Source organism: Nesterenkonia sphaerica, from assembly GCF_005771565.1.
In the GTDB taxonomy this organism is placed as follows: domain Bacteria; phylum Actinomycetota; class Actinomycetes; order Actinomycetales; family Micrococcaceae; genus Nesterenkonia; species Nesterenkonia sphaerica.
The window spans coordinates 1-14518 of the sequence record NZ_VAWA01000004.1 but is presented as its reverse complement, the minus strand read 5'-3'; the positions used below and the strand labels follow the sequence as shown (position 1 = coordinate 14518).

Sequence of the window (14518 nt, the reverse complement as noted above, 5' to 3'; positions counted from 1 at the left end):
CAGGTGACGGTGCCTGCCTCCAAGTCACTGACCAACCGGTACCTGCTGCTGGCGGCTTTGGCGCAGGGGCCCAGCGTGGTGGTTCACCCGCTGGACTCCCGCGACTCCTCCCTGATGCTGGGCGCCCTGGAGGCCCTCGGTGCAGGGACAGAGCACATCGAGAGATGGGACGCCAGCGGTGAGGCTGCCGTGCGCCTGACCCCGCTGGGCCTGACCCCGCTAAGCCTGAACCCGCGGCCACCGAGCAGCGAGCCGGTCTCGGTCGACTGCGGCCTGGCCGGCACCGTGATGAGGTTCTTGCCCGCCGTCGCCGCGCTCACACGGCGGCGAGTGCGGTTCGACGGCGACCCTGAGGCTCGAATACGCCCCATGGGCGCGGTCCTTGAGGGGCTGCGCGCACTCAGTGCGCAGGTCCAGGAGGAGGGCACCGCCGGGCACCTCCCCTTCGTGGTCCACGCCCCGGAGGGCATCAGCGGCGGCGAGGTCAGCATCGATGCCTCTGCCTCGAGCCAGTTCGTCTCCGGGCTGCTGCTGGCCGCACCCAGCATGCCGCAGGGGCTCACCCTGCGCCACACCGGCACCGAGGTTCCCTCGTTGGAGCATGTGGAGATGACGCTGCAAGTCCTGGCGGAGCTGGGCGTGGAGACCAGCTCTCCAGCCCCATTCACCTGGCGTGTGGAACCGGGGCCCATCGCTCCCTTCACCGTCCGGGTCGAACCCGATCTCTCCAACGCCGGACCCTTCCTGTGCGCCGCAGCCGTCACCTCCGGCGAGGTGAGTATGCCCGGATGGCCGCTGGAGTCCACGCAGATCGGACGCCGGTGGCCGAAGCTGCTGAGCGACTTCGGCTGCGAAGTGTCATTGACCCCGACCTCGGAGACCACCGGTACGCTCACCGTCCGCGGGCCGACACAGCTGGTGAGCCCGGGTGCCATCGATGGCACCGCAGAGCTGACGCCGACCGTCGCCGCCCTGGCCGCACTGTGCGCCGGTGAGACCACGTTCACCTCCGTGGGGCACCTGCGCGGCCACGAGACCGACCGGATCGCCGCGCTGGTGCGTGAGGTGCGCCGCCTGGGCGGTACCGCTGAGGAGACCGCAGACGGTTTCCGGATCCTCTCCCCGGTCAGATCCCCGGCCACCGTGCTGAGCTACGCCGATCACCGGATGGCGACTTTCGCAGCAGTGCTGGGGCTTGCCGTCCCCGGTGTCGTGGTGGAGGACATCGGCAGCACCGCCAAGACCATGCCTGATTTTCCGCACCGGTGGTCCGCTCTGGTAGGCGCATGAGCCGTTGGGACTCCTGGGATGAATCCCGGGTGCGGGTGCGGCCGAACAAGCGTGGCTCCCGTCCCCGCACCAAAGAGACACCTGACTACTCCAGCGCTCCGCTGGCCCGCGTAGTCCAGGTGGACCGAGGTCGTTACACCTGTTTCCTGGAGGCCGATGCTTCTGCCCCGGAGCGCGTGGTGACAGCCATGCGGGCCAAAGCGCTGCGCCGCTCTCCAGTGGTCCCCGGGGACATAGTGCGGCTTGCCGGTGACACCTCCGCCGCCCCGGGCACCCTGGCCCGCCTGGTGAGCATCGAAGAGCGGCGTACCCTGCTGCGTCGCTCCGCCGACGACACCGACGAGGCCGAGCGAGTCATCGTCGCCAATGCAGACCAGCTGCTGATTGTCGTGGCCTCTGCGGATCCCGAACCGCGAACCGGGTTCATCGACCGGGCCCTCGCCGCCGCCTACGACGCCGGCATCGAACCGATACTGCTGATCACCAAGGCGGACCTCGCCCCCGACCCTACGGACCCCGCCGGGCTGGTGTCCCACTACGCCGAGCTCGATCTGCCCACTGTCATCTCCGGCCACACCGCGGATCAGCAGCTCGCTGCCGCCGCCCAGGAGCAGCTGCGCACTATGCTGGCCGGGAAGGTGACCGTGCTCATCGGGCACTCAGGGGTGGGGAAGTCGACCATGGTCAATGCTCTCACCGGCGCCGACCGCGCCACCGGCGGCGTCAACGCAGTCACCGGGCGGGGACGGCACACGTCATCGTCAGCAGTGGCTCTGCGCGTGGAGCCCGACGGGTGGGTGGTCGACACCCCGGGTGTCCGCAGCTTCGGCCTGGCGCATGTGCACCCCGATGATGTCCTTGCCGCCTTTGAGGATCTCGTGGAGGGTTCTGCCTCCTGTGAGCCAGGCTGCCGGCATGAATCCCCCGCCGGGGGTTGCGCGCTGGACGAATGGGTGGAGCAGGGCCATGCCGGCGACCACGGCCCAGCACGCCTAAGAAGTCTGCGGAACCTGCTCCACTCACTCCAGGGCAGCCCCGAGGATGAAACCGAGAAACACCTCGGTGCACCGTAGAGTAAAGTCATGAGCCTCGCCTCCAGTCCCTACACCGAAGACCTCCGTCTGGCCCATATGATCGCTGACGCGGTCGATGCACAAACCATGCGGCACTTCCACCGGATGGACTTCACCGTGGAGACCAAACCGGATCTGACCCCGGTGACGGTCGCCGACCGGGAGGCCGAGGATCTGATCCGTGCTCAGCTGGCCCGAGCCCGCGGCAGGGACGCCGTCTACGGCGAGGAGTATGGGGAGACCGGCTCCGGTCCACGGCGCTGGGTCCTGGACCCCATCGACGGAACCAAGAACTTCATTCGGGGAGTGCCGGTCTGGGCCACGCTGATCGCCCTGACTGACCACGGCAAGCCGGTGGTGGGACTGGTCTCCGCCCCGGCCCTGGGCCGGCGCTGGTGGGCCGCCGAGGGCGGTGGCGCCTATACCGGCAAATCACTCTCAGCCGCCAAACACCTCGGTGTTTCCCAGGTCTCCACGCTCAGCGACGCGAGCTTCTCCTACTCCTCCCTGGAGGGGTGGCGGGACATCGACCGCCTCCCCCAGTTCCTGAACCTGGCGGAGAGCGTCTGGCGCACACGTGCCTATGGCGACTTCTGGTCATACTGCATGGTCGCCGAAGGAAGTGTCGACATCGCCGCCGAGCCTGAGCTGGAGCTCTATGACATGGCAGCCCTGGTCCCCATCGTCACCGAAGCCGGCGGTGAGTTCACCTCGCTGGACAACGACCCCGGGTGCACCGGACCCAATGCGCTGGCCACCAACGGCCGGCTGCACCGGCAGGCCCTGGAAGCGCTGCAGGCACAGACTCAGGAACCCGCATTCGACTTTTAGGCATGTCTAACTCTAATGTGTAGGTATGCCTAAACATCTCCTCGTCCTGCCAGGCCTCAGCCTCCTGGCCCTGACCGGCTGCGGACTCGACCAGCCGGAGGCCGACGGACCCCCGTTAGTGGTGACCACCTTCTCGGTCTTGGCGGACATGGCCGAGACCATCGGCGGCGACAGCGTCGAGGTCCGCTCCATCACTCCCATCGGAGCCGAAGTCCACGCCTACGACCCCACCCCCTCGGACGTCCAAGCCGCAGCCGATGCGGACCTGATCATTAAGAACGGCCTGGGGCTGGAGGAATGGTTCGAGCAGTTCATCGCCCATTCCGACGCCCCCACGGTCACCGCATCTGAGGGCATCCAGACCCGGCCGATCACCCGGCTGCCCGGCCATCCGGACGATCCTGGACCCGGTGCTGACCTGCCGGAAGATCCGCACGGCTGGGTCTCCCCCGAACAGTCGCAGATCTACATCGACAACATTGAGGCCGCACTGACCGAACTCGCTCCCGAGGACGCGGAGCAGTTCGCGCAGCGCGCCGCAGACTACCGAGAGCAGCTCGAGACTTTCACGGAGGAGTCCCGCGCCCAGGCTGCGGCAGCCCCCGCCCCCGTGCTGGTGACATGTGAAGGCGCCTTCGGCTATCTTGCTGACGACCTCGGGTTCAGCGAGCACTACTTGTGGCCGCTCAACGCAGAGAATGAAGGCACCCCCCAGCAGGTCGAGGCGCAGATCCGGTTCGTTGAGGAGAACGAGGTGGAGACGATCTTCTGCGAATCCACAGTCAATGAGGGGGCCCAGTCCCAGGTGGCCGAGACCACCGGCGCTGAGCTCGCCGGACCCTTGTACGTGGATTCCCTGACCGAGGCCGATGGCCCCGCAGCCACCCACCTGGAGCTGCTCCAGCACACCACCGGCACCATCCTGGGCCAGACGGAGTGACCCCAGGTGAGCACCCACCCCACACCAGTCGTCGTCGACTCCCTGACCGCAGGCTATCCAGGTGTCACAGCCCTGGAGGAGGTCAGCCTGAGTCTGGCGCCTGCTACGGTGACTGCGCTGCTGGGGGCCAACGGTTCCGGTAAGTCCACTCTGTTCTCCGCGCTGTTGGGAATGGTGCCGGCCTCCAGCGGCCGCATCCGCATCTTCGGCACCGACTCGGCCCGGGCGCGACGTCGCAATCTGGTCTCCTATGTGCCCCAGCACGAGCAGATCGACCCCACCTTCCCCATCACCGTGGAACAAGTGGTGATGATGGGCAGATACCCGCATATGGGTTTCGTGCGGCTGAGCCGCCCCGCTGACCGGGACGCAGTGGATGAGGCGCTTGCCCAGACGCAACTGAGTGAATACCGCAGACGGTCGATCGGGGAGCTCTCCGGGGGGCAGCGCAAACGAGCCTTCGTCGCCCGCGCCCTGGCTCAGCAGGCCCCCCTGATGCTCTTGGACGAGCCATTTGCGGGGGTGGACCGGACCAGCGAGCGGCTCATCACCGGTGTGCTGCACAACCTCCGAGCGGCAGGGACCACTGTGCTGATCTCCACCCACCACCTGGAGGGAGTGCACCGTCTGGCCGATGAGGTGATTCTGCTGCACCGCAAGATCCTGGCCGCTGGCCCACCGGAGACGGTGCTCACCGATGAGCAGCTGGCCCAGGCCTTTGGGGAGGCGCTGTCGTGATCGAGCTGCTGCTGACGCCGCTGCAGTATCCCTTCATGCAGAACGCCCTCGCCGTGGCCGTCATCTCCGCTGCTGTCTGCGGCATGCTCTCGGCGTGGCTGGTGCTCATGGGGTGGTCACTGATGGGCGAAGCGGTCGCGAACTCCATTCTGCCCGGCATCGTGCTGGCCTTCATCGTGGGTCTGCCACTGGGTGTCGGTGCCTTCGTCTTCGGAATGTCCGCGGTGGCGCTGATCGGCCTCCTGGGACAGACCACAGCACTGAAACGCGATACGACCATCGGGGTCGTCTTCACCTCGCTGTTCGCCCTGGGCCTGGTGCTGATGTCGACGGTGACAACACTGACGCACCTGCAGCACATCCTCTTCGGCAATGTGCTGGGCACCTCACGGGCAGACCTCTATCAGGTGGCCGCACTCGGAGCAGTCACCACGACCGTCCTGCTGCTGAAGCGCCGGGACTTCACCCTGCTGGCCTTCGATCGGACCTACGCTCGGGCCATCGGTCTGCCTGTGGGTGCGCTGACCGGTGTGCTGCTGGTGCTGCTGGCGCTCACCACGGTCACCGCACTGCAGACCCTCGGTGTCATTCTGGTAGTCGCCGCCCTGGTCATACCGGGGGCGACCGCTTTCCTGGTGGTGCGCAGCTTCGGAGCGATGCTGGCGCTCTCAGCTGCCGTGGGCGCCGTCGCTGCGGTGACCGGTGTCTACGCCAGTTACTGGTGGGACGTCTCCACCGGCGGCTCGATTGTGCTCGCAGCGACCGCACAGTTCACGCTGGCCTACCTCTTCTCACCCCGGCGGGGCCTCATCGCTCGTGCCTGGCGGCGTCGTCGGCCCGCGCCGAGGCTGGCAGAATAGTCCTATGCCACGCACCTCAGCCCAGGGCCGTTCGACGCTCCCCACCACGGGGGCGTCCGCGCCGGCGACGACTTCTGTGGAGGACTACGCGAAGACCATCTATGGGCTGGCCGAATGGGAAGGTGCTGATGTCACCGCCAGCGCGCTGGCCAAGACCCTCGGGGTGTCCAATCCCTCGGTCTCGCTGATGATTCGCAAGATGGCGGAACAAGGGCTGGTGGACCATACGCCCTATGCCCCGGTGCGGCTCACGGAGCAGGGCCGCCGGCTGGCCCTGGCGATGGTGCGCCGGCACCGGCTGATCGAGACCTGGCTGGTGCGCGAAATGGGCTACGGCTGGGACGAGGTCCACGATGAGGCGGAGCGTTTGGAGCACGCAGTCTCAGAGACCTTCGTGGAGCGGCTCGACGCCCGGCTGGGGCATCCTGCCACCGACCCGCACGGAGATCCCATTCCCACCCGAGACCTGAGCCTGAGCTACCCGGAGACCACGCTGCTGTGCCAGGTCCCGCCCAAAGCTGAAGTGCGCGTGGAGCAGGTCGATGACGGGGTTCCGGCGGCTCTCCGCGTGCTCGATGAGCAGGAAGTGCCCATCGGTTCAGCGGTGACGGTGGTGACCTCCGCTGACGGGGATGTGGTGATCAGCGGGCCGGATGGAGACAAGACCGTCTCGATCGGCCACGAGATCGCCCACGCTGTGCGCGTCAGCGTCACGGCCCGCTGACCGACGGTCTATCCTGGACGTCGTGCCCATTTCCGAGGAACACGCCCGAGCAGAGCCCTCTGGCAGCACAGAGCTGTCGCTGCCGGCCTTGGTGGCGTGCATCGCGGTGGCGGGGGCCTGCGGGGCTGTGCTCCGGCTGCTGCTGGTACAGCTCTCGGACGAACAGTTCATGCGGTTTCCATGGATCACGCTGTTGGTGAACCTGGCCGGATCCGCCGGACTGGGCCTGCTCTTCGGCTTCTCCCAGGCGTGGCCGGGCTTGCCGCGTTGGACGCTGCCGGTGATCGGGACCGGTTTCCTGGGGTCATTCACCACGTTCTCCTCGGTAATCCTGGCCGGCACCTCAGTGCAGCGGCCCGACGTCTTCGCCCAGCTCACATCGGACCTGGTGGTCCCACCGGAAATCTGGGAGGCCGGGGCCTATCTGATGATTTCCATGGTCTTCTGCACCGCAGCTGCGGCCGCGGGGATCACCATAGGCAAGGCCATCCTGGGGCCTGCCGGGGGTTCGGCGCCGGTCCTGCAGGAGGACCGCCCATGATGATGCCCGAGCTGACCGTCGGCGTGGTGATCGCCGGGGCTGTCGGTGGTGCAGTGGGCGCCATCGCGCGATTTCTACTCGATCGCTACCTGCGCGCTGGCATACTGCTGGCGAACACACTGGGTTGTCTCGGCCTCGGCCTGCTGGTGGGCTTCGTCAGCGGGGTCGCCGCCAGCGGCACAGCAGACGAGCAGGTCGCTTGGCAGCCTATGACGGTCGGGCTGTTGGCCATGGGGCTCACCGGTGCCCTGAGCACATTCGCTACAGTGGCGCTGCGGGCCGCGCAGAAGTGGACATCGGGCGCGCGCTGGACAGCAGTCGGCATGTGGGGCATCTCTGTGGTCTGCGGAGTGTTGGCAGCCGTGGTAGGGCTGGCGCTGGGGTGGCAATTGGGGAAATGACGTCAGCCCAGCGGGAATGCTGGAAGCACCTTTCCTGTTGAGATAGACTGATACACCCGCAGCATGCGGGGTACGAGTTTGAAAACTCAATACGGGGACGATCGGTTTCGACGATCTGAGGTGATCGTGGAGAAGCGTGTCGTGGACGCCAAGTGACCACGTTAATACCCCTTGCGCAACCCAATAAGTGCCGAATCTAAGCGCACTGACTTCGCCCTCGCTGCCTGATAGCAGCGACGCGAGTCTGTCAGCCTGAGTTCGCCATCGGCTCAGTGTCTGGCATCAGCTAGATGGCCAATGGAACACTCTTCCCGCCGCAGGGAGAGTGTTCGACACCAAATGCGGCTGGGTCCGTCAGGTGCTTGTCCGTGAGACACCTGGGACCGAGCAACACGCTCAGCGGACTACACACGTAGAAGTCCACGAAAATCCAGGTCGGACGCGGGTTCAATTCCCGCCGTCTCCACAGATTGCCCGAGCGGGTCACCCCGCTCGGGTTTTTTGTGCCCAAGTGCTTCCCAGGCGCCACGCACAGGTCCGATTTCCGCTAGACGGGAAGCACCGCAGACGGTGAAATAGACTTGTGCACTCGACGATCACCACCCCCGATGGGCCTTTCACCATCATCGCCGATGACCGGTGGGTCCTGGCCTCAGGGTGGACGGCCGATCCCAAGGCGCTCGGCGGGCTCATTCACCCGCGGCTCAGAGCGGGGCTGCAGCCCACCGGAGCTGAGCTGGTGATGCGCCAAGCCGTGGAAGCCGTCGACGCCTACTACGCGGGAGACGTGGAAGCCCCCAGCACCGTCCCGGTCCGGCAGCAGTCCGGACCCTACCGCGAACGCGCGTGGGAGACCCTCCGACTGGTCAAGCCCGGAAACCCGGTCAGCTACACCGAGTTCGCACAGCGCTCCGGAAGCCCGGCCGCGGTCCGCGCAGCCGCCGGTGCATGCGCGCGCAACGCCGCAGCACTGTTCGTGCCCTGCCACCGCGTGCTGCGCGCTGACGGCACGCTCGGCGGGTTCCGCTACGGCCCGGAGCTCAAACGGCGTCTGCTGGACCGGGAGCTCCGTTAGCGGCAGCACGCCAGAGGTGCATCGCAGCGTAGGACCGCCATGGCGCCCACTGCCGAGCCCGCTGCTCCAACTGGCGGTGAGCCGCGTCCGGGGACGTTTCCGGCTCCAGCAGCCGCAGTCGGCGCGCCCCGGCAACCAGCGCGACGTCGCCGGTCATCCAGGCATCCGGGTCACCGAGTACTCGCAGGGCCAAGTAGGCGGCAGTCCACTGCCCGATTCCCGGTAGTGCGACCAACGCAGTGCGAAGCTGATCCGGATGCACCCCCGGGTGCAGACTCAGCGCTCCCTCGCCGAGCGCCTGGCACACCGCTCGCACCGTCCGGATAGACCGCCGAGCAAGTTTCAGCGGCCGATCCGGGTCCAAAGGGCCCTCTGACGGTGGCTCCGGCACGGCGGACAAAATCTCCTCGGGCGCGGGGAAGAGCCTGTCCACCCCTGCGAAAGACGACTCCACAGGGCGGCCGATGCGCTGAACCAGCCGGCTGAGGTGGGTGCGCGCGGCCTTGACAGAGATCTGCTGGCCCACCACGGCTCGGACTACATACTCCTCGGCCTCGGGGGTGCCGACCAGCCGCGTGCCGGGGACATCCTCCACCAGCGGCCCCAGCGCAGGATCAGCCATGAGCGCGCTGTCCACCGCCTGGGGGTCGGCATCCAGATCAAACATCCGGCGCACCCTGGCCAGCACGACGCCGACATCAGCCAAGGAGGCCACCTCACACCTCATGGACAGTCGCCAGTTGGTATCTTCATCGGCCACTGCGGTGACCTCCACCGCCCCGGGCCCATGCGGAAGCCGCACAGATCGGCTGTAGCGCAGCCGTCGGTCTTCCAGCTGAGCCTCCTCGACCCCCGGAAGCGCACGCTCAGCCAGAAAGCCGAATACCCCGCGGGCATCGAAGGGCTGCCGGACCGGAAGGCTCAGCCGCAGCTGCATCGCAGCAGGCTCACTCTCAGCCGGCTCCGGGTTAGGGCAGGCCTGAGCCCGGATTTCACTGGGTGTGACGGCGTAGATCTGGCGGATGGTGTCATTGAACTGCCGGACGGAGCCGAATCCGGCAGAGAACGCGACCTCAGCAATGCTCAGCTCGGAGCTGACCAGCAAGTTGCGGGCCACCTGCGCCCGGTGCGCTCGGGCTAATGCGGCAGGGCCGGCTCCGAGTTCAGCCACCAACGTGCGGTGAATGTGCCGGGAGCTGTATCCGAGGTGGCTGCTTAAAGTGGTCACGTCGCCGTCGTTGAGTGCGCCTTCGCGGATCAGCCGCATCGCCCGGCCAGCTAGGTCCTGACGCCGGTTCCATTCGGGGCTGCCCGGAGACGCGTCGGGCAGGCACCGTTTGCAGGCCCGGAATCCAGCTTCATGGGCGGCCGCTGAGGTGGAGAAGAACTGCACATTGGAGGGTTTGGGCGTCACGGCTGGGCAGGATGGCCGGCAGTATATGCCGGTGGTCTGCACCGCTGTGACGAACTGACCGTCAAAGCGGCGGTCCCTGGCCTGCACGGCGCGGAAGCGTTCAGCAAACACCCGGGATGAGGCCTCCTCTACGGGATTGGAGGCTGTGTTGAGCATGCATCCACCTGACCTGGAGTAACTGATGTTTATGCTGGTGTGATCCAGCTCTCGCACACAATGACCGCGAATAGGACAAGAGTACGCCGCTCTTGGAGAGGGTGATCAGTCATGACGAACCATCCCACGGACAATTCTGGCGAGAGGGGAACTCAGCCCCCGCAGGGCCACAACCCGGGCCTGCGCCGTGCCGAGGACTTAGAACCCGGCCAGACCCCTCCCGAATCCGATGCTGAGCTGGCTACACCTCCAGCGCCGGCACCGTCGCGACCACCGAAGTCGAAAGTCGTGATGATGATCCTCGTCGGTGTGGTCGGCTTCCTGGTGCTGCTGCTGATTATCGCCTACTTTGCAGGGGCGTTGGGCTGACCCTATTGCGGTGAGCCCGGCACAGCACCTACCGCTTGTCAGTCCGCGGCGTGCCGGTTCCGGATGCGCATAGCCCGCTGCGCCTCCCGGTTATCCTGCTTCTCGCGCAGGGTCTGCCGTTTGTCAAACTCCCGCTTACCTTTGGCGATGCCGATCTCGACCTTTGCCCGACCATCTTTGAAATACAGGCTCAGCGGCACGATCGTGAGACCCGGATCTTGGATCTGGCGCGAGATCTTGATCAGCTCTTTGCCGTGGAGCAGAAGTTTCCGCTTGCGCCGCACGGCGTGGTTGGTCCACGTCCCGTTGAGGTATTCGGGGATGTGCACCTGCTCCAGCCACAACTCGTGGCGGTTGTCGAACGCCGCGAATCCATCCACCAGCGAAGCTTGTCCCTCGCGCAGTGACTTCACCTCTGTGCCGGTCAGCACAATCCCGGCCTCGTAGGTGTCGAGGATAGTGAAGTCATGGTAGGCGCGCCGATTCCGAGCCACCACATTGTTATTGGGGTCTTTGGCCTCCGGTTTTTTCTTCTTCGCCACGGCGCACCTCCTCATAGATCACGTCAGCGCCCACAAAGCTAACCCTCTACTATACCCGGAGGTGTTTCCTGACCGTCACCCAGGATGCCAGCCCGGCCAGCAGCATGGCCGAAAGCACCAGGCCGGGCATCACCAACCAGGACTCTGCCGCACCGATGAAGACGATCCCGGTCACCTGCTGGGCCAACCACTGCCCTATGAGGAACTCCGCGACGACCCACGTGGCCGCGCAGGCCAGCGCCGCCCCCACGAGCGCGGCGATGATCCCTTCGAAGATGAATGGTGTGCGGATCATGGACTTCGACGCCCCGACCATTCGCATAATGGAGGTTTCGCGCCGGCGGCTGAACGCCGAGAGCCTGATGGTCGTGGAGACCAGCAGCACGGTGCACACAATCATCACCCCGGCAATGATCAGTGCCACTACGGTCAGGCCATTGAGGATCCCGAATATCTGGTCCAGCACCGCTTGCTGGTCCGCCACGTTCTCCACCCCGGGGACTCCTGCGAAGAGTTCATTGACGATCCCGAAGTCCTGGGGGTCCACCAACAGCAGCCGGAAGGACTCGGTCATATCTTCAGCCGTCACGTTTGCGGCTCGTACACTGTCTTCCCGGTCGGCCAGGAAGTTCTCCAGTGCCTCCTCCTGGCTTTCGTAGCGGTAGGAGTCGACGTACTGATTCGCCGCTCCGGTGTCGATCATCTCTTCAATCGACTCTCGCTGGGAATCGGTCACCGCGCCGGTGGGGCATACGGCCTCCGCAGAGGCGTCAGTACACAGGAAGACGGAGATTTCCAGCCGATCGTAGAAGTCTTGAGTCATCTGGTTGATCTGCAGCTGCATCAGCGCTGCGGTACCGACAAATGTCAGCGAGATGAATGTCACCAGCACGACGGAGGCCACCATGGCCACGTTCTTGCGCAAGGAGCTGAAGGTTTCCCCCAGCTGGTACATCAGCTGGTTCATCGCTTCCTCCTGCCGAAGATGCCCCGCGGCTGTGAGGATCGAAGCTGATCGACGGTGTGTTGGGTATCTGTGAAGGTGGCCTCTGCGGCGGAAGCCCGCGGACGCGGCACCTTGGGTGCGGCAGACTCCGCAGGTGAGGGCAGGGCCGAGGGCTGCTCTACTGGGGCCAAGGTGTCGGTGTCCTCGTCGTCTTCGAATTCGGGGACGGCTGCGGCATCGACTTCAGCGGCGGGCTCCTCGGCCTCGGCGTCGTCGTGCTGCGGGTCATCCTCTGGGAAGGTGACCTGGTACTCGCGCACTCTGAACCCTGGTGACTCCTTGGCCGCTGCGGGCTGGTTGGGCTCCGGCTCCGGCTGCGGCTCCGGAAGGACGGGAAGCGGCTGGGTGAGCATCGGCATCGGATCTGATGCCTGGAGTCCGCTGTTTTCCAGCTCCTCGGAGAGGACCTCCCAAGCCGGTGAGCCTTCCGGGGGGTCGTAGGCGCCGCGGGGTTCGTCGCGGACCAGCTTGCCCTTATGCAGTTGTACCACTCGGCGCTGTGCTTCATCGACGATCGCCCGGTCGTGGGTGGCCATGACCACCGTGGCCCCGGAGGCGTTGATCCAGCGCAGGATCTTCATCACTTCTGCCGAGGCCCGCGGGTCCAAGTTCCCGGTCGGCTCATCGGCAAGGACAATCGCGGGCTGGTTGACGATGGCCCGGGCGATGGCGGCTCGCTGCTGTTCTCCCCCGGAGATTTCATGGGGGTAGCGGCGAGCCAAATGGTCCAGCTGGACCCGTTCCAGGGTCTTCATGACCTGCTTCTTGATCTGTCCCCGGGGCGCGGCAATGACACGCATGGCGAAGGCCACATTGTCGTAAACAGTCTTGTCCGGCAGCAGCCGAAAGTCCTGGAACACCATCCCGATGCTGCGCCGGTAGTGCGGCACCCGACGCTCGAGCATGAGCACGAGGTTCTGCCCCGCCACGGTGACCTTCCCCTTCTGGGGCAGGCCCTCACGCAGGATCATGCGAAGCAGGGTGGATTTGCCGGAGCCGGAGGCTCCAATCAGGAAGACGAAATCGCCGCGGTGGAACTCCACAGAGACGTCGTCGAGTGCCGGTTTGCCGCCGGAGCGGTACGTCCGTGTGACGTTTTCGAAGCGGATCATAGGGGGAAGTCAGCCTTGAGGGGTCAGTTGCTGGAGGAGCCTTGAGCGCGCCAACGGATGCCTGCTTCGACGAAGCCGTCGAGGTCGCCGTCAAAGACGGCTTGGGCATTGCCGACCTCGTGACCGGTACGCAGGTCTTTGACCATTTGGAAGGGATGCAGAACGTAGGAGCGCATCTGGTCCCCCCAGCTGGCCTTCACATCACCCTTCATTTCGTTCTCCTGGGCCTTCTCCTCCTCCTTCTTCAGCAGCAGGAGGCGTGACTCAAGAACCCGCAGTGCTGCAGCTCGGTTTTGGATTTGCGATTTCTCATTCTGCATCGAGACCACAATGCCGGAAGGGAGGTGGGTGATGCGCACCGCAGAGTCGGTGGTGTTGACGGACTGCCCGCCGGGGCCGGAGGAGCGGAAGACATCAATCTTCAGATCGTTTTCATCGATGTCGATGGACTCAGTGCCCTCAAGCAGCGGGATGACTTCCACTGCTGCGAACCCGGTCTGCCGCCGGCCCTGGTTGTCGAACGGCGAGATGCGCACCAGCCGGTGTGTGCCGGCTTCTACCGAGAGGGTGCCGTAAGCGTAGGGCGCCTGTACCTCGAAGGTGGCGGATTTGATGCCAGCCTCTTCTGCGTAGGAGGTGTCGAGGATCTTGACGTTCCAGTCACGGCGCTCTGCCCAGCGGGTGTACATCCGAAGCAGCATCTCGGCGAAGTCTGCCGCATCCACTCCCCCGGCACCGGACCTGATGGTGACCACGGCGTCGTACTCGTCATACTCCCCGGACATGAGAGTGACAATCTCAAGAGAAGCCAATGCCTTGCGAATGGAGACGAGTTCATTTGCTGCCTCTGCGGCCGTCTCCGCGTCGTTCTCCTCGGCGGCCATCTCAGCCATCACTTCAGCATCTTCGATACGCGCATCCAACGACCGGACGCGGTTGAGCTGGGCCTGCTTGTGGCTGAGCTGGGAGTTCACCTTCTGGGCGTTCTCCTGGTTGTCCCAGAGGTTGGGGTCGGCGGCCTCCTGCTCAAGGTCAGAGACCTCAGCAGCAAGGGCGTCGACGTCGATGACGTCGGTGATGCGCCGCAGCGTGTCGCGCAGTTCGGCGAGCTCGGCGGGAAAGTCTATTTCTGCCATAACGTATCTACAGTACCGGGCTCACTCCAGTGGCAGCACCAACAGCACTGGCGCGCCGAGGCGCCGGGTTCGGTGTTAGGGCAGCCCGGTGCCCGCTCAGGACCGCAGGCCCCTGCGGTGGAGGTGGTCAGTAGCGGATGGTGACGGGGGTGGGGTTCCAGGTCAGGGTGGGGCGCAGTGATCCGGGTAGTGAATCTGGTGGGTGTGTCCCTGGTGGAAGTGGCCCTGGCGGGGCTTTACCGTGCGATCCCGGTGGTGGTTCCGTGCCTGGTGGTGGGTGGAAGTATCCGTGGGATTTCAGTTGGTGGTG

The 14518-nt window shown here is 65.6% G+C and carries 16 protein-coding genes and 1 other RNA gene; 12 read left to right on the top strand and 5 right to left on the bottom strand.

Annotation, left to right across the window (positions count from 1 at the left end; genetic code table 11):
* Positions 1-9: 9 nt before the first annotated feature.
* The 11 genes from aroA to FEF27_RS04130 all read left to right on the top strand — a co-directional run bounded on the left by aroA (position 10) and on the right by FEF27_RS04130 (position 8473).
* Entirely contained in the window at positions 10-1290 is a 1281-nt protein-coding gene (gene aroA / locus FEF27_RS04180; RefSeq protein ID WP_243729070.1) for a 3-phosphoshikimate 1-carboxyvinyltransferase, read from the top strand.
* Positions 1287-2363, top strand: a complete 1077-nt coding sequence (gene rsgA, locus FEF27_RS04175) for a ribosome small subunit-dependent GTPase A (RefSeq protein ID WP_138169607.1) — start codon at positions 1287-1289, stop codon at positions 2361-2363. Before aroA ends, rsgA begins: the two co-directional genes overlap by 4 nt.
* Before the next feature lie 9 nt (positions 2364-2372).
* The gene (hisN, locus tag FEF27_RS04170; protein ID WP_138169606.1) at positions 2373-3194 is read left to right on the top strand and encodes a histidinol-phosphatase; all 822 of its coding nucleotides are present in this window, start codon (positions 2373-2375) and stop codon (positions 3192-3194) included.
* A gap of 25 nt (positions 3195-3219) precedes the next feature.
* Complete coding sequence (locus FEF27_RS04165) at positions 3220-4134, top strand: metal ABC transporter solute-binding protein, Zn/Mn family (RefSeq protein ID WP_138169605.1); 915 nt, start codon at positions 3220-3222, stop codon at positions 4132-4134.
* 6 nt (positions 4135-4140) lie between these two features.
* A complete protein-coding gene (locus FEF27_RS04160) occupies positions 4141-4872 on the top strand; it encodes a metal ABC transporter ATP-binding protein (protein ID WP_138169604.1) in 732 nt (243 codons plus the stop codon).
* Complete coding sequence (locus tag FEF27_RS04155; RefSeq protein WP_243729068.1) at positions 4869-5732, top strand: metal ABC transporter permease; 864 nt, start codon at positions 4869-4871, stop codon at positions 5730-5732. The genes FEF27_RS04160 and FEF27_RS04155 overlap by 4 nt, the downstream gene beginning before the upstream one ends.
* Before the next feature lie 4 nt (positions 5733-5736).
* The gene (locus FEF27_RS13765; RefSeq protein ID WP_138169603.1) at positions 5737-6456 is read left to right on the top strand and encodes a metal-dependent transcriptional regulator; all 720 of its coding nucleotides are present in this window, start codon (positions 5737-5739) and stop codon (positions 6454-6456) included.
* Between the two features lie 22 nt (positions 6457-6478).
* Positions 6479-6997: a fluoride efflux transporter FluC gene (locus FEF27_RS04145; RefSeq protein WP_166429906.1), complete on the top strand. Its 519-nt coding sequence runs from the start codon at positions 6479-6481 to the stop codon at positions 6995-6997.
* The gene (locus tag FEF27_RS04140) at positions 6994-7398 is read left to right on the top strand and encodes a CrcB family protein (RefSeq protein ID WP_138169601.1); all 405 of its coding nucleotides are present in this window, start codon (positions 6994-6996) and stop codon (positions 7396-7398) included. Before FEF27_RS04145 ends, FEF27_RS04140 begins: the two co-directional genes overlap by 4 nt.
* A gap of 93 nt (positions 7399-7491) precedes the next feature.
* Positions 7492-7867: a transfer-messenger RNA gene (ssrA, locus tag FEF27_RS04135) on the top strand.
* Positions 7868-7981: 114 nt separating this feature from the next.
* Positions 7982-8473, top strand: a complete 492-nt coding sequence (locus FEF27_RS04130) for a methylated-DNA--[protein]-cysteine S-methyltransferase (RefSeq protein ID WP_138169600.1) — start codon at positions 7982-7984, stop codon at positions 8471-8473.
* Here the strand turns inward: FEF27_RS04130 and FEF27_RS04125 are convergent.
* Complete coding sequence (locus FEF27_RS04125; protein ID WP_138169599.1) at positions 8439-10043, bottom strand: DNA-3-methyladenine glycosylase 2 family protein; 1605 nt, start codon at positions 10041-10043, stop codon at positions 8439-8441. The two genes, FEF27_RS04130 and FEF27_RS04125, sit on opposite strands and share 35 nt — an antisense overlap.
* Positions 10044-10154: 111 nt before the next feature.
* On the opposite strand from FEF27_RS04125, the gene FEF27_RS04120 reads away from it, so the two are divergent.
* Positions 10155-10412, top strand: coding sequence for a DUF6480 family protein (locus tag FEF27_RS04120; protein WP_138169598.1), 258 nt, complete (start codon positions 10155-10157; stop codon positions 10410-10412).
* Between the two features lie 38 nt (positions 10413-10450).
* Here FEF27_RS04120 and smpB read toward each other — a convergent pair whose 3' ends face one another.
* Genes smpB through prfB form a run of 4 tightly spaced genes read right to left on the bottom strand, consistent with a single transcriptional unit; the run spans position 10451 to position 14208 of the window.
* Positions 10451-10969 carry an SsrA-binding protein SmpB gene (smpB, locus tag FEF27_RS04115; RefSeq protein ID WP_138169597.1) on the bottom strand — a complete coding sequence of 173 codons (519 nt, stop codon included), beginning with the start codon at positions 10967-10969 and terminating at the stop codon, positions 10451-10453.
* Between the two features lie 34 nt (positions 10970-11003).
* On the bottom strand, positions 11004-11921 hold the full coding sequence (ftsX, locus tag FEF27_RS04110; protein ID WP_138169596.1) for a permease-like cell division protein FtsX: 918 nt from the start codon (positions 11919-11921) through the stop codon (positions 11004-11006).
* Positions 11918-13072, bottom strand: coding sequence for a cell division ATP-binding protein FtsE (ftsE, locus tag FEF27_RS04105; RefSeq protein WP_138169595.1), 1155 nt, complete (start codon positions 13070-13072; stop codon positions 11918-11920). The genes ftsX and ftsE overlap by 4 nt, the downstream gene beginning before the upstream one ends.
* Before the next feature lie 23 nt (positions 13073-13095).
* A complete protein-coding gene (gene prfB / locus FEF27_RS04100; protein WP_138169594.1) occupies positions 13096-14208 on the bottom strand; it encodes a peptide chain release factor 2 in 1113 nt (370 codons plus the stop codon).
* Positions 14209-14518 lie beyond the last annotated feature (310 nt).

What these genes read in the sequence shown, in the direction of transcription:
- prfB (WP_138169594.1), bottom strand. Translation starts at nt 14,208, where the DNA reads ATGGCAGAAATAGACTTTCCCGCCGAGCTCGCCGAACTGCGCGACACG.
- FEF27_RS13765 (WP_138169603.1), top strand. Translation starts at nt 5,737, where the DNA reads ATGCCACGCACCTCAGCCCAGGGCCGTTCGACGCTCCCCACCACGGGG.
- smpB (WP_138169597.1), bottom strand. Translation starts at nt 10,969, where the DNA reads ATGAGGAGGTGCGCCGTGGCGAAGAAGAAAAAACCGGAGGCCAAAGAC.
- FEF27_RS04165 (WP_138169605.1), top strand. Translation starts at nt 3,220, where the DNA reads ATGCCTAAACATCTCCTCGTCCTGCCAGGCCTCAGCCTCCTGGCCCTG.
- hisN (WP_138169606.1), top strand. Translation starts at nt 2,373, where the DNA reads ATGAGCCTCGCCTCCAGTCCCTACACCGAAGACCTCCGTCTGGCCCAT.
- ftsE (WP_138169595.1), bottom strand. Translation starts at nt 13,072, where the DNA reads ATGATCCGCTTCGAAAACGTCACACGGACGTACCGCTCCGGCGGCAAA.
- FEF27_RS04125 (WP_138169599.1), bottom strand. Translation starts at nt 10,043, where the DNA reads ATGCTCAACACAGCCTCCAATCCCGTAGAGGAGGCCTCATCCCGGGTG.
- rsgA (WP_138169607.1), top strand. Translation starts at nt 1,287, where the DNA reads ATGAGCCGTTGGGACTCCTGGGATGAATCCCGGGTGCGGGTGCGGCCG.
- ftsX (WP_138169596.1), bottom strand. Translation starts at nt 11,921, where the DNA reads ATGAACCAGCTGATGTACCAGCTGGGGGAAACCTTCAGCTCCTTGCGC.
- FEF27_RS04120 (WP_138169598.1), top strand. Translation starts at nt 10,155, where the DNA reads ATGACGAACCATCCCACGGACAATTCTGGCGAGAGGGGAACTCAGCCC.
- FEF27_RS04140 (WP_138169601.1), top strand. Translation starts at nt 6,994, where the DNA reads ATGATGATGCCCGAGCTGACCGTCGGCGTGGTGATCGCCGGGGCTGTC.